The organism is Pseudomonas sp. CP4 (assembly GCF_047758505.1).
Classification (GTDB): Bacteria; Pseudomonadota; Gammaproteobacteria; order Pseudomonadales; family Pseudomonadaceae; genus Aquipseudomonas; species Aquipseudomonas fluorescens_AO.
Genome location: NZ_CP180489.1, coordinates 4,764,359 through 4,778,028, shown reverse-complemented (window position 1 = coordinate 4,778,028; position 13,670 = coordinate 4,764,359). Strand labels below are relative to the sequence as shown.

At 61.8% G+C, this 13,670-nt stretch carries 10 protein-coding genes and 1 pseudogene; 9 read left to right on the top strand and 2 right to left on the bottom strand.

Translation table 11 applies throughout. The features are described from left to right. Positions 1-5: 5 nt before the first annotated feature. Together ACMYUN_RS21460 and edd are read right to left on the bottom strand one after the other, a co-directional pair. Positions 6-965, bottom strand: coding sequence for a glucokinase (locus ACMYUN_RS21460; protein WP_415761711.1), 960 nt, complete (start codon positions 963-965; stop codon positions 6-8). Further along, the gene (gene edd / locus ACMYUN_RS21455) at positions 962-2,788 is read right to left on the bottom strand and encodes a phosphogluconate dehydratase (protein ID WP_016773527.1); all 1,827 of its coding nucleotides are present in this window, start codon (positions 2,786-2,788) and stop codon (positions 962-964) included. Before edd ends, ACMYUN_RS21460 begins: the two co-directional genes overlap by 4 nt. Before the next feature lie 220 nt (positions 2,789-3,008). Here edd and gap point away from each other — a divergent pair, with 220 nt between their 5' ends. From gap to ACMYUN_RS21410, 9 genes and pseudogenes are all read left to right on the top strand, one after another. Further along, on the top strand, positions 3,009-4,010 hold the full coding sequence (gene gap / locus ACMYUN_RS21450; RefSeq protein ID WP_024014065.1) for a type I glyceraldehyde-3-phosphate dehydrogenase: 1,002 nt from the start codon (positions 3,009-3,011) through the stop codon (positions 4,008-4,010). A gap of 199 nt (positions 4,011-4,209) precedes the next feature. After that, a complete protein-coding gene (locus tag ACMYUN_RS21445; protein WP_016773525.1) occupies positions 4,210-4,737 on the top strand; it encodes an RNA polymerase sigma factor in 528 nt (175 codons plus the stop codon). Between the two features lie 101 nt (positions 4,738-4,838). Further along, on the top strand, positions 4,839-5,804 hold the full coding sequence (locus ACMYUN_RS21440; RefSeq protein ID WP_039758132.1) for a FecR family protein: 966 nt from the start codon (positions 4,839-4,841) through the stop codon (positions 5,802-5,804). 122 nt (positions 5,805-5,926) lie between these two features. Next, a complete protein-coding gene (locus ACMYUN_RS21435) occupies positions 5,927-8,512 on the top strand; it encodes a TonB-dependent receptor (RefSeq protein WP_415761709.1) in 2,586 nt (861 codons plus the stop codon). Between the two features lie 111 nt (positions 8,513-8,623). Beyond that, positions 8,624-9,220 carry a biliverdin-producing heme oxygenase gene (locus tag ACMYUN_RS21430; protein WP_415761708.1) on the top strand — a complete coding sequence of 199 codons (597 nt, stop codon included), beginning with the start codon at positions 8,624-8,626 and terminating at the stop codon, positions 9,218-9,220. Positions 9,221-9,381: 161 nt separating this feature from the next. Next, positions 9,382-9,792, top strand: a complete 411-nt coding sequence (locus ACMYUN_RS21425) for a YbaN family protein (protein WP_415761707.1) — start codon at positions 9,382-9,384, stop codon at positions 9,790-9,792. Positions 9,793-9,961: 169 nt separating this feature from the next. Beyond that, a pseudogene (locus ACMYUN_RS21420) lies at positions 9,962-11,194 on the top strand (chemotaxis protein); the annotation flags it as partial. A gap of 150 nt (positions 11,195-11,344) precedes the next feature. Continuing rightward, the gene (locus ACMYUN_RS21415; protein ID WP_371699605.1) at positions 11,345-12,100 is read left to right on the top strand and encodes a methyl-accepting chemotaxis protein; all 756 of its coding nucleotides are present in this window, start codon (positions 11,345-11,347) and stop codon (positions 12,098-12,100) included. 198 nt (positions 12,101-12,298) lie between these two features. Next, positions 12,299-13,645: a CoA transferase gene (locus ACMYUN_RS21410; RefSeq protein ID WP_415761705.1), complete on the top strand. Its 1,347-nt coding sequence runs from the start codon at positions 12,299-12,301 to the stop codon at positions 13,643-13,645. The last annotated feature ends 25 nt before the right edge of the window (positions 13,646-13,670 follow it).

Sequence of the window (13,670 nt, the reverse complement as noted above, 5' to 3'; positions counted from 1 at the left end):
GATCTCTATGCAGGTAGTGCTTGATCCAGGGCCACGCCAGCGCCGACAAGGCCGGAATACGGCGCCGTGACCAGCCAGACCGGGATGCCTTTGAAGTAATCGCTCATGCAACCCTTGTCGGCGAAGCAGCGGGCAAAGCCGCTTTCGAGGAAGAAATCGGCGAACCGAGGAATCACCCCGCCAACGATAAACACGCCGCCGCGCGCGCCGGTGGTGAGCACGTTGTTGCCGGCGACGCGACCGAGCCAGCAGCAGAATTGCTCGAGCACTTCCAAAGCAATCGGATCACCGGCAAGGCCGGCGGCGGTGATCGCTTCCGGCGTCTCAAGCTTCGGCTCATGACCATCCACCGCGCAGATTGCCCGGTAAAGGCGCGGCAGGCCGCCGCCACTCAACGCAGTTTCGGCGCTGACATGGCCGATCTCGTTGTAGATGTGCTGCCACAGCTGCGTTTCCCGCGGGCTGCTCAGCGGCAGGTCGACGTGGCCGCCCTCGCCCGGCAACGCGGCAAAGCGCCCTTCGCCGAGATCGAGCAAAGTGCCAACACCGAGGCCAGTGCCCGGGCCGATCACCACCGCCGGGCGCAACGGCTCCGGCGTGCCTTCGCAGACCACGCGGAATTCGTCCGGCTGCAAACGGGTCATGCCCAGCGCCATCGCCGAGAAATCATTGGTCAGCAACAACTGCTCGACCTGCAAGGTCTTGCAGAACGCGCTGCGGCTGAGCCGCCAGTGATTGTTGGTGAACTTGAATTCATCGCCGCTTACCGGACCTGCCACCGACAGGCACACCGAGCCGATCGAACCCGGTGCCAGGCCGAGCCCGCTCAGGTACAGGCCGATCGCCTTTTCCGGGCTGGCAAAGTCGGCCGTGGCCAGCACCTGAACCGATTGCAGTTGCTGGTTTTGCCACAACGCGAATCGCGCGTTGGTGCCTCCGATGTCACCGACCAAAGCCAGTTTCAATTAAGCGTCTCCAGGGCAGAAGTGAAGGCGCTGGCGCCCTGCTCCGCCGAGCTGAAGGCCATGCGCATGAAGCCAAACAGCTCGCGTCCGCTGCCAATGTTGTTGCCCAACAGGCCCTTGGCAGGTTCGCGCGCTGCAAATTCGGCGGCGTCGACCTTCAGTTCCAAGGTGCCTTTGACGCCATCGACGCGGATGATATCGCCCTCTTGCACGCGCGCCAAAGCGCCACCGACATAAGCTTCCGGGCTGACGTGAATCGCTGCGGGGATTTTCCCCGACGCGCCGGACATGCGCCCGTCGGTCACCAGCGCGACTTTGAAGCCGCGATCCTGCAATACGCCGAGGAACGGCGTCATCTTGTGCAGCTCGGGCATGCCGTTGGAACGCGGGCCCTGGAAGCGCATCACCGCGACAAAATCCTTCTCCAGCAGACCGGCCTTGAATGCGTCCGCCAGGTCCTGCTGATCCTGGAAGACCATCGCCGGTGCTTCGACGATCTGGTTCTCCAGCGCAACGGCGGAAACCTTCATCACCCCGCGACCGAGATTGCCTTCCATCACCCGCAAGCCGCCCTCTTGCGAGAACGCACGGGACACCGGACGTAAGATGTTTTCGTCGAGGCTGTCGGTCGGCCCTTCGCGCCAGACCAGCTCGCCGTTATCGAGGAACGGCTCTTTGGTGTACTGGCTCAGGCCGTGGCCGAGCACGGTGTTGACGTCTTCGTGCAGCAGGCCGGCGCCAAGCAGTTCGCGGATCAGGAACGACATGCCGCCCGCGGCCTGGAAGTGGTTGATGTCGGCTTTACCGTTCGGGTAAACGTGGCTCAGGGTCGGCACGACTTCGGAGAGGTCGGCCATGTCCTGCCAGGTCAGTTGGATGCCTGCGGCCATGGCGATGGCCGGCATGTGCAGGGTGTGGTTGGTCGAACCGCCAGTGGCGTGCAGGGCAACGATGGAGTTGACCAGCGCCTTCTCGTCGACGATTTCGCCGATCGGCATGAAATTGCCGTTCTGCTTGGTCAGGCGCGTGACCTGATGCGCGGCTTCACGGGTCAGCGCGTCACGCAACGGTGTGTTCGGGTTGACGAAGGACGCGCCCGGGAGGTGCAGGCCCATGACTTCCATCAGCAACTGGTTGGTGTTGGCGGTGCCGTAGAACGTGCAGGTGCCTGGGCTGTGGTAGGACTTCATCTCCGATTCCAGCAGCTCTTCGCGGGTGGCCTTGCCTTCGGCGTACTTCTGGCGGACGTCGGCTTTTTCCTTGTTGGAAATCCCCGAAACCATCGGCCCGCCCGGGACGAAGATCGTTGGCAGATGACCGAAGCGCAAGGAGCCCATCATCAGGCCCGGGACGATCTTGTCGCAGATGCCGAGCATCAGCGCGCCGTCAAACATGTTGTGCGACAGCGCCACGGCGGTGGACATGGCGATCACTTCGCGGCTCGGCAGGCTGAGCTCCATGCCCGGCTCGCCCTGGGTCACGCCATCGCACATGGCCGGAGTGCCGCCGGCGAACTGGCCGACCGAGCCGATTTCGCGCAGGGCATTCTTGATCTGTTGCGGGAAAACTTCGTACGGCTGGTGCGCCGAAAGCATGTCGTTATACGAAGACACAATGGCGATGTTTGCCGAGTTCATCATCCGCAGGCTGTGCTTGTCTTCAGTGCCGCAACCGGCCACGCCGTGGGCGAAGTTGGCGCATTGCAGCTTGCCGCGCATCGGGCCGTCGGTGGCGGCGCCGCGAATCAATGCAAGGTAAGCCTGACGCGTGGCGCGGCTGCGGGCAATAAGCCGTTCGGTGACCTCAAGAACGCGGGGATGCATGTGTAGAACTCCAGGCTAACGGATGTGGCGACCTGATTGTCTATGCTGATCAAACGCCGTTGTTGTTGGAATGACAGACGGCTTTTTTGACCATTCGGACCAGTTGATTCAGGTCACTCGTTGTAGATAAAACAAAATATTGCCACTAAAAAGGCTTGTTTTCTATTTTTATGCGAATAATCTTGTAATTCCAACAACAAAACGACGGCGGCGCTGTTCCATGACTCTTCGAATTGCAATCAATGGTTTCGGCCGCATCGGCCGTAATGTCCTGCGCGCACTGTATACCCAAGGCTATCGTCAAGACCTGCAGATCGTCGCGATCAACGATCTGGGTGACAGTTCGATCAATGCCCATCTGCTCAAATACGACACCGTCCACGGCACTTTCGACGCCGACGTGGCGCACGATAACGAAAGCCTGACGGTCAATGGCGACCGCATCGCAGTCAGCGCCATTCGCAACCCGGCCGACCTGCCGTGGGCCGCAGAAAAAATCGACGTAGTGTTCGAATGCACCGGTCTGTTCACCGACCGTGCCAAAGCCGCCGCGCATATCAGCGCCGGCGCCCGCAAGGTGATCATCTCGGCCCCGGCCAAAGGCGCCGACGCCACTGTGGTTTATGGCGTCAACCACGACATTCTGCGTCAGTCGCACCAGATCATTTCCAACGCTTCGTGCACCACCAACTGCCTCGCGCCAGTGGCGCAGGTGCTGCATCGCGAGTTGGGCATCGAAAGCGGCCTGATGACCACCATCCACGCCTACACCAACGACCAGAACCTCACCGACGTCTATCACAGCGACCCGTACCGTGCCCGCTCGGCCACGCAGAACATGATCCCGAGCAAGACCGGCGCAGCCGAAGCGGTAGGCCTGGTGCTGCCGGAACTGGCCGGCAAACTGACCGGCATGGCTGTGCGCGTACCGGTGATCAATGTGTCGCTGGTCGACCTCACCGTGCAACTGAAGAAAGAAGCCAGTGCCGACGAAGTCAACGCCCTGCTGAAAGCGGCCAGCCAGCATTCGAAGATTCTCGGTTACAACACCTTGCCGCTGGTTTCCAGCGACTTCAACCACAACCCGCTGTCGTCGATCTTCGACGCCAACCACACCAAGGTCAGCGGCAAGTTGCTGAAAGTGCTGGCCTGGTACGACAACGAATGGGGCTTCTCCAACCGCATGCTGGATAACTGCCTGGCATTGTGTAACGCCGAATAATCCCAGCCGGCCCCAAACCCTGTGGGAGCGAACTTGCTCGCGAAAGCGGTTCCTCAGTCGACATTCAAGCGCCTGACACTCCGTCTTCGCGAGCAAGCTCGCTCCCACAGGGGTTTCTGATTTCAAATTGAAATCAACGCTTGACCATTCATCTGGATGATAAGCATTATCATTCGCTCGAAATGGATCAGGTCCTCCCGTGAGTCAATCGCGCTTCAACCACGTCTTCCTCGCCCAGCGCACTTCCCTGCTGCGCACGCTGGAACGGATGGTCAACAATCACAGCACCGCTGAAGACCTGTTGCAGGAGACCTACCTGCGCGTGACCCGGGCGTTGAGCGAACGGGCCATCGATCACCTTGAACCCTTTGTCTTCCAGACCGCGCGCAATCTGGCGCTGGATCATTTGCGTGCGCGCAAGATTCATGCGCGGACCATGGTCGACGACGTGCCGCAAGATGTGGTGCAGAGCATCGCCGCGCCAGCCAGCAGCGCCGAAGACGCCGCCCACGCCGAACAATTGCTGGAGCGTTTGAACGTGAGCCTCAGCCAACTCAGCCCGCGTCAGCAGCAGATCTTCATCCTCAGCCGTTTGCACGGCCACAGCTATCAGGAAATCGCTGATGAACTTGATGTTTCGCTGAGCACCGTGCAGAAGGAACTGAAACTGATCATGTCGATCTGCATCGGCGTTGCCGAACGACATAACGGCAGCGGCAAGTTTTGAGCTGCAAGCTACAAGCAAAAACAAAAAGCAGTATTGCATCCGGCTTGCAGCTTGCAGCTTGAAGCTAGAAACTGCTTCGCCAGAAGCCCTGAGGAAACACCGTGACGGACACCCACCGCTCGCCTTCGCCCGATTCGGCGCGGGACGCTGCAGCTGCAATGGACCAGGCGCTGGACTGGCTCATCGTGCTCGGCAGCCCGGATGAGGAACAGACTCGGCAATTTCATGCCTGGCTGGCGGCGGATCCTTTGAATGCGGCGGCATTCGCCAAGGCCCAGGCGATCTGGGATGGCCCGCAAGTCGCGCTGTGCGCCGAGGCTCTGGCAGCAAAACCGGTAAAAATCACTTTTCTCAAACGCTTGCGCCCGCACTGGAAACCGCTGGCTACCGCTGCGGTGCTGATCCTCGGGCTGTTCAGTTTCAGCAACCTGCCGATGCGCATTCAAGCGGATCACCTCACCGTGGTCGGCGAGCGTCAGCGCTTGCAACTGGAAGACGGCTCGAAGGTTCTGCTCAACACCAATTCGGCATTCTCCAGCACTATCAATGATCAGCAGCGCGTGGCCCGTTTGTTTCAGGGCGAGGCGTTTTTCGAGATCGCCAGCGGGCGCAATCAGCCGCTGGAGATAGACGCAGGCCCGGTGCAGGCCAGCGTGCACGACACCGCATTTGCCGTGCGTTACCTCGACGGGGTCGCACAAGTGAACGTGCAGCGTGGCGATGTCGATCTGCGCGCCACCCACAATGATGCCCGTGTGCGCCTGCGTGCCGGGGAAAGCATTCGCATCGGCCCTAACGGCTTCGACCGCCCGGCCAAGCTCGACGCCAATGCCGACCTGGCCTGGGTTGAAGGCCGTCTGGTGTTCGAGAACTGCCCGCTCAATCAGGTGCTGGCCGAGCTGCGCCGCTACTATCCGGGCTGGATTATCAACAACAACGAGCAATTGGCCGACGTCGCCGTCACTGGCAATTACCGTCTCGACCAGCCGCTGGACGTGGTCCGCTCCCTCGCCCACATCACCTCGGCGCGCCTGCAGGAATTCCCTGCGCTGGTGATCCTGAACTGAATGAGAATTATTTTTACTCGATAGCCAGCGACAGTACGTCTCGTTATAGCCAATGCAATTGATTCGCATCTGACCATGCCAATCAGCACCTATAAAGATTCGTGCGACACGGAGCGCTATCGATGTCCTCACGCCTTACCCGCCAGACTGCTTCCCCTTCCCGCGTCCTCTCGCTGCTGACGGCGGCCATCCTCATGGCTGGCACCGCACCGCTGCTGGCGGCCACCGAGCAACCGGCGCGCAACATGGGCGATTACTCGTTCGCCATCAACCAGCAACCGCTGGTTTCGGCACTCAATGCCTTTACCGCCGTGACCGGTTGGCAGGTCGGCCTGCCGGCCGAGTTGGGGCAGAACGTTTCGTCGCCGGGAGTGCGCGGTTCGCTGCCGCCGGAGAAAGCCCTCGAGCGCCTGTTGGTGGGGACCAACCTGAGCTTTCGCAAGCTGAGCAACAACAATGTCGTGCTGGAAAAACGCAACAGCAGCGGCACGCTCAATCTCGATCAGGTGACCATCAGCGCCACTCGCCAGGAACAGTCGGTCAACAGGGTGCCCTCGACGGTCAGCGTGCAGGACCGCCAAGCGCTTGACCGCAACAACGTCAACACCATCAAGGATCTGGTGCGCTACGAACCGGGCGTTTCCGTTGGCGGTGCCGGCCAGCGTGGCGGCATCAGTGGCTACAACATTCGCGGTATCGACGGCGACCGCATCCTGACCCAGGTCGATGGCGTGGAAATCCCCAACGGCTTCTTCAACGGCCCCTACGCCAAGAGCCAGCGCAACTACGTCGACCCGGAAATCGTCAAACGCGTGGAAATCCTGCGTGGGCCGGCCTCGGTGCTGTACGGCAGCAACGCCATTGGTGGCGCGGTCAGTTACTACACGCTGGACGCCGACGACATCATCAAACCGGGCAAGGACGTCGGCGCGCGCCTGAAAAGCGGTTACAGCTCCGCTGATGACAGCTGGCTGAAATCCGCCACCGTCGCCGGCCGCAGCGGTGAGTTCGACGGCTTGCTGCATTACAGCCAGCGCGACGGACACGAAACCGAGTCCTTCGGCGGCAACAACGGCACCGGCCTTGCGCGCACCGCCGCCAACCCGGAAGACGTGCGCGCGACCAACGTCCTGGCCAAGCTCGGCTGGAACTACAACGACGATTCGCGCCTGGGCCTGACCTACGAAAAGTACAAGGACGATCGCGACACCGACCAGAAAAGTGCCTACGGCGGCCCGTATTTCAACGGCGCGCCGACCATTCCGAGCAGCATCCTGCCCGGCGGCATGTACCAGTGGCGCACCGGTAACGACACCATCACCCGCGAGCGTTTCGGCATCGAACATTCGTTCGCCCTCGACAGCCTGCTGGCCGATAACGTCAAGTGGAGCCTCAATCACCAGATCGCCAAGACCGACCAAAGCACCGAAGAGTTCTACTACCCGATCACTCGTAAGGTGCTGCGTACCCGCGACACGATCTACGAGGAAAAACAGTGGGTATTCGACGCGCAACTGGACAAGGCCTTCGCCATCGGTGACACCGATCATCTGCTGACCTACGGCACCACGATCAAGCAACAGAAGGTCACCGGTTCACGCAGCGGCGACGGCACATGCCTGGCGGTCGGTCGCGGCTGCACGGCGATTGGCGCGACCAGTGCGGCGGACGTGCTGGCCAAGGCCAGCGATTTCCCCGATCCAACCATCAACACCTACAGCCTGTTCGCTCAGGATCAGATCAGCTGGAACGACTGGACCTTCCTGCCGGGCCTGCGCTACGACTACACCCAGCTCAAGCCGCACATTACCGAGGAATTCCTCAACACCGTGAACGCCGACGGCCAGGGCACGGTCAGCGACAAGAACAAGACCTGGCACAAAGTCTCGCCGAAATTCGGCCTGACCTATGCGCTGACGGAACACTACACCTGGTACGGGCAATATGCCGAAGGCTTCCGCACCCCGACGGCGAAAGCGCTGTACGGGCGTTTCGAGAACAACACCAGCGGCTACACCGTCGCGCCCAACTCCGACCTTGAGCCGGAAAAAAGCAAAGGTTTCGAAACCGGCCTGCGCGGCAATTTCGAGCAGGGCTCGTTCGACGTCGCGGTGTTCTATAACAAGTACCGCGACTTCATCAACGAGGACGCGGTCAAGCCGGGCGACGATCAGTTGACGTTCCAGAGCAACAACATCAAGCGCGCCACGATCAAGGGCGCGGAGGTCAAAGGACGCTTGAACCTGGATGCGTTCGGTGCGCCGCAAGGTCTGTATACCCAGGGTTCGATCGCCTACGCCTACGGTCGCAACAACGACAACGGCGAACCGATCAACAGCGTTAATCCACTTACCGGGGTCTTCGGTCTCGGTTACGACCAGGACACCTATGGCGGCCTGCTGAGCTGGACGGTGGTGAAGAAAAAGGATCGCGTCGACGACAGCAACTTCAAGTCGCCGGACGGCGTGAGCAGCCAGTTCAAGACCCCGGGCTTTGGCATTCTCGATTTGGCCGGCTATTACAAAGTCAGCGACGACGTCACGGTCAGCGGCGGCGTCTACAACCTGACCGACAAGAAATACTGGCTGTGGGATGACGTGCGCGGATACGACAGCGTCGGCGAAGCCTCGGTGACGCAACCGGCCAACCTCGATCGCCTGACCCAGCCGGGACGCAACTTCGCGATCAATCTGATCTGGGACATCTGATCCGCTCCGGCCTCACTGCGCGCGTTATCGCTGCGCAGTGAGGTTTTTTTACTGTCCGGCGCCCACCCGTACGTCTTGTTATCAAGCGCCTCATTTATCAAGGACACCCCCATGACTGCCTCGGAAAAAGCCCTGCGTTCGCAACGCCTGAACCAGATCACCCATGAGCCGCACAGCAAGCTCGATGCGCTGGTCAAGGCCCACGCACCGTTCGAAACCCGCGCCAGCTTCGCCCGTTTCGTCGTTGCGCAATACCTGTTCCAGGCGGAACTGGTTGAGCTGTACAACGATGCCGAGCTGACCGCGATCGTCCCGGATCTGCCGGCCCGTTGCCGCGCCGAAGCCGCCAAGGCTGACCTCGCCGACCTCGACACCGAAGTCCCCGCGCCGGTGGCCGGCGCGCTGAAAAATCCGAGCAAGGCGCGGGCGCTGGGCTGGATCTTTGTGTCGGAGGGTTCGAAGCTCGGCGCGGCATTCCTGATCAAGCGCGCGGTGGCGCTCGATCTGAGCGAAACCTTTGGTGCCCGGCATTTGGCCGAGCCGCAAGGTGGCCGGGCCGAAGGCTGGAAGAGCTTTGTGCGCACGCTGGATGCGTTGCCGTTCACGGCAGCGGAAGAGGCTGAAGTTGAGCAAGGTGCACTGGATGCGTTCAACCGCTTTACCGTGCTGCTGGAACGGGCTTATACCGTCGAAGCCGAAGTAGCCTGAAGCAACTCTTATCGCTTGTGGGAGCGAGCCTGCTCGCGAAGACGGCAGCACATTCAACATCAATGTGCCTGATCAACCGCTTTCGCGAGCAGGCTCGCTCCCACAGGGCTCACCACAAATCTGTAAGATCCCCGTTCCGCTTCTGAAGCCGCCGCTGAGCCATGCCCGCACCCGCCACCTCGAAACTCGCCCGTCTGCTGTTCGGCCTGTTGGCCTATGTCAGCCTCGGCATTGGCCTGATCGCCATCGTCGTGCCCGGTCTGCCGACCACCGAGTTCATCCTCCTTGCCGCATGGGCCGCGACCCGCAGTTCGCCGCGCTTGAGTGCCTGGCTAGAAAATCACCGGCTGTTCGGGCCGCTCCTCAGTAACTGGCGCAACGGCAGGATCATCGCGCGCAAGGCCAAACTCAGCGCCACCGTCAGCATGCTGCTGTGCGCCACTTTGATGCTGGTGATGCTCGATCACGGCTGGCCGATCTATCTGGCGATTGCCGGCATGGCCATGGGCAATCTGTGGATATGGTCGCGCCCGGAAATGCCCGCCACAGTCGCGAAACATTCCTGTAATTAACGCCTTTTCAGCACTTTCCCCTGCGCAAACGTTTAGCGGCGACCGTCCGTCGGCAAGCGACTCATGCCGTCTCGCTCGACGCCGATGAGGATTGAATGGCGCTGAATGGATTTGGCAAACCGGGCCTCAGGCCCAGCCACCTGTTTCTTTCCATTCGCGAGACCGCCTCATGTTCGACTCTCTGTCCATTCGCCTGAAAATCGTCCTGCTCTCCGGCCTGTGCCTGCTCGGAGTGGTGGCGCTGATTGTCAGCATGAACATCTACCAGACCAACCAGAACGACGCACTGGTCAGTCAATCCAGCAACCAGTTGCTCACCGCCAGTGTGCAAAACCTGCTGCAGGCCAAGGCTGCCGAGCAAGCGGTGCGGGTGCAGAAAACCTTTGGCGAAAGCCTGCTGGTGGTCACCGCCCTCGCCGACCAGATCAAGGATCTGCGGACAATGGCGGCCAAGCGTTCGCTCGAAGCCGGCGCCGTGCGTGAAGAGTTGAACCAGAGTCTGAAGACCGCCTTCGAGCGCAACGACAAAGTGCTGGGCATCTGGCTGGCTTTCGAGCCCAACGGCCTCGACGGCAAGGACAGCGAATTCGCCAACGACGCCGCGCGGCAATCCAACGAAGCCGGGCGCTTCGCCTCGTACTGGAGCCGTGCCGCCGGCGCCGCGCTGAATACGATCATGGTCGAAGATGACCTGACCAAAACCACTCTCAGCGTCAGCGGCACGCCGTACAACAGTTGGTACACCTGCCCTCGCGACAACAAGCGCACCTGCCTGCTCGACCCGTATGCCGACACCGTCGGTGGCAAGGAAATGCTCATGACGACCATTTCCGTGCCCGTGATGGTCGACGGCAAAGCGATCGGTGTGGTCGGTGTCGACATCGCGCTCGACGCCCTGCAAGCCGCCGCCGTCGACTCGCAGCGCAGCCTGTTCAACAACGCCGGGCACATGCTGATCGTTTCCGGCAGCGGCGTGCTCGCGGCCGACAGCGCTGACGCAACGCGGGTCGGCAAAAAAATCAACGACGCCCTCGGCGCTGACGGCCAAGATGTATTGCAACTGGTCGGCAGCGGTACGGCGAAAATCCTCGAACAGGGCGACCTGATTCGCGCGGTTTACCCGGTTGATCCGATCGGCAATTCGCGCGCCTGGGGCGTGGTCATTGACCTGCCCGAGCATGTGCTGCTGGCCGATTCGGTAAAGCTGCAAGCGGTACTGGATGACGCACAACAAACCGGCGTGATCACTGCGCTGCTGGTGGCGGGCGTGGCCGGTCTGGTCGGCCTGCTGCTGATCTGGCTCACCGCTTCCGGCGTCACCCGTCCGATCAACAGCGTCGCCGACATGCTGAAGAACATCGCCAGCGGCGAAGGCGATCTGACCCAGCGCCTGAACTACAGCAAGAAAGACGAACTGGGCGAACTGGTGAACTGGTTCAACCGCTTCCTCGACAAGCTGCAGCCGACCATCGCGCAGATCAAACAAAGCATCACCGAAGCGCGCGGCACGGCTGACCAGTCTTCGGAAATTGCCCGCCAGACCAGCGAAGGCATGCAGGTGCAGTTCCGCGAAATCGATCAGGTCGCCACCGCGTCCAACGAAATGAGCGCCACCGCCCACGACGTCGCCAACAGCGCCTCGAACGCCGCCAACGCGGCCAAGGGTGCCGATCAGTCGGCGAAGGACGGCATGGCGATCATCGAGCGCAGCACCCGCGACATCAATCAACTGGCCGATGAGGTCAGCAAAGCGGTGACCGAAGTCGAAGCGCTGGCGGTCAACAGCGAGCAGATCGGTTCGGTGCTGGAAGTGATTCGCAGCATCGCCGAACAGACCAACCTGCTGGCGCTCAACGCCGCCATCGAAGCCGCCCGCGCCGGCGAAAGCGGTCGCGGTTTTGCCGTGGTTGCCGATGAGGTGCGCAACCTCGCCAAGCGCACGCAGGACTCGGTGGAGGAAATCCGCATCGTCATCGAGCGCATCCAGACCGGCACCCGTGGCGTGGTCGCGACCATGCACTCAAGCCAGACCCAGGCGCACAACAACGCCGGGCAGATTCGTCAGGCCGTTGATGCACTGGGCAAGATCAGCGACGCGGTGACGGTGATCAGCGACATGAACCTGCAGATCGCCAGCGCCGCCGAAGAGCAAAGCGCCGTGGCCGAAGAGGTCAACCGCAACGTCTCGGCAATTCGCACCGTGACCGAAACCCTGACCGAACAGGCCACGGAATCGGCAGCGATCAGCAGCCAGCTCAACAGCCTGGCGAGCCAGCAGATGAAATTGATGGATCAGTTCCGCGTCTAGCCGCAAGAGCGGGAACAACAAAAATCCCTGTGGGAGCTGGCTTGCCAGCGATGGCGGCAGGTCAGTTGACCATTCTGTGGCTGACACACCGCTATCGCTGGCAAGCCAGCTCCCACAGGGGTAAGTGTTCACCCTGTGGTTTCACCAAAACCGCGATTCTTTTGCACTATCATCCCCTCTCGTTCCGGAGGGCCTTCGATGACTGATCTGCTCACGTCCATCCAAACCGCACTCGGCTTGCCGCGCACGCCGATCCCCTTCCACGGTGACGGCGCGTTGCCCTCGGCGTTCGCCGTCACCGATCTGGCCTGCGCCAGCATCGCCGTTGCCGGGCAAGCGCTCAGCGAATTGCTTCACCAGCAAACCGGGCACTTGCCTGCGGTTGCAGTCGACCGACGTCTGGCCTCGTTCTGGTTCTCCACCTCGCTGCGCCCGATCGGCTGGCAAGTGCCGCCCTTATGGGACGCGATCGCCGGCGACTATGCGACCCGGGATGGCTGGATCCGTCTGCACACCAACGCCCCGCACCACCGCGCCGCCGCCGAACGCGTGCTGGGGGTCTGCGCCGACCGCGCGGCGATGGCGGCGAAAGTTGCGCAGTGGGGCAGCACGGATCTTGAACAGGCGGTGGTCGAGGCCAAGGGTTGCGCCGCCGAAATGCGCAGTTGGGCGCAATGGCAGCAACACCCGCAAGGGCGTGCGGTGAATGCCGAACCGCTGGTGCATTTCACAGAACAAACGGATGGCAAAACCCTGGCGTGGCAAGGCTCGGCCGCACGACCTCTGGCCGGAATCAAGGTGCTGGATCTGACCCGCGTCCTCGCCGGCCCCACCGCCAGCCGCTTTCTCGCCGGGCTGGGCGCCAACGTGCTGCGCATCGATCCACCGAGCTGGAACGAACCCGGCGTGGTTCCGGAAATGACCGTGGGCAAACGCTGCGCGCGGCTGGATCTGCAAGTGCCAGCGGATCGCGCAGTGTTCGAAGGTTTGCTGCAGGACGCCGACATTCTCTTGCATGGCTATCGCGCCGATGCGCTGGAACATCTCGGTTTTGGTGGTGAACGCCGTCGGCAACTGGCACCGGGGCTGATCGACGTCTGCCTCAACGCCTACGGCTGGAGCGGCCCCTGGCAGAACCGCCGCGGCTTCGACAGCCTGGTGCAGATGAGCAGCGGCATCGCCGAGGCCGGACAGCGCTGGAAGCACAGCGATAAACCGACGCCGCTACCGGTGCAGGCGCTGGATCATGCCACCGGGTATCTGCTGGCGGCGAGTGCGATCAGATTGCTGACGGAGCGTCTGGCCAACGGTCGCGGGGGTTCGGCGCGGTTGTCGCTGGCGCGGACGGCGAAGCTGTTGGTCGAGCATGGACCGGGGATACTTGATTCGCTGCGGGCCGAAGATGCGCTGGATCAGGATGCGGCGATTGAACAGACTGCATGGGGCCCGGCGCGGCGATTGCGCGTGCCGGTGCAGATCAGCGGGACGGGGGTGCGGTGGGATTGGCCGGCAACTGATCTGGGTTCGCATCGGGCGCAGTGGTGATTTTAAGGCCGCCTTCGCGAGCAAG

Coding starts and splice junctions, on each gene's coding strand:
- ACMYUN_RS21435 (WP_415761709.1), top strand. CDS start 5,927: ATGTCCTCACGCCTTACCCGCCAGACTGCTTCCCCTTCCCGCGTCCTC.
- gap (WP_024014065.1), top strand. CDS start 3,009: ATGACTCTTCGAATTGCAATCAATGGTTTCGGCCGCATCGGCCGTAAT.
- edd (WP_016773527.1), bottom strand. CDS start 2,788: ATGCATCCCCGCGTTCTTGAGGTCACCGAACGGCTTATTGCCCGCAGC.
- ACMYUN_RS21410 (WP_415761705.1), top strand. CDS start 12,299: ATGACTGATCTGCTCACGTCCATCCAAACCGCACTCGGCTTGCCGCGC.
- ACMYUN_RS21415 (WP_371699605.1), top strand. CDS start 11,345: ATGCAGGTGCAGTTCCGCGAAATCGATCAGGTCGCCACCGCGTCCAAC.
- ACMYUN_RS21425 (WP_415761707.1), top strand. CDS start 9,382: ATGCCCGCACCCGCCACCTCGAAACTCGCCCGTCTGCTGTTCGGCCTG.
- ACMYUN_RS21430 (WP_415761708.1), top strand. CDS start 8,624: ATGACTGCCTCGGAAAAAGCCCTGCGTTCGCAACGCCTGAACCAGATC.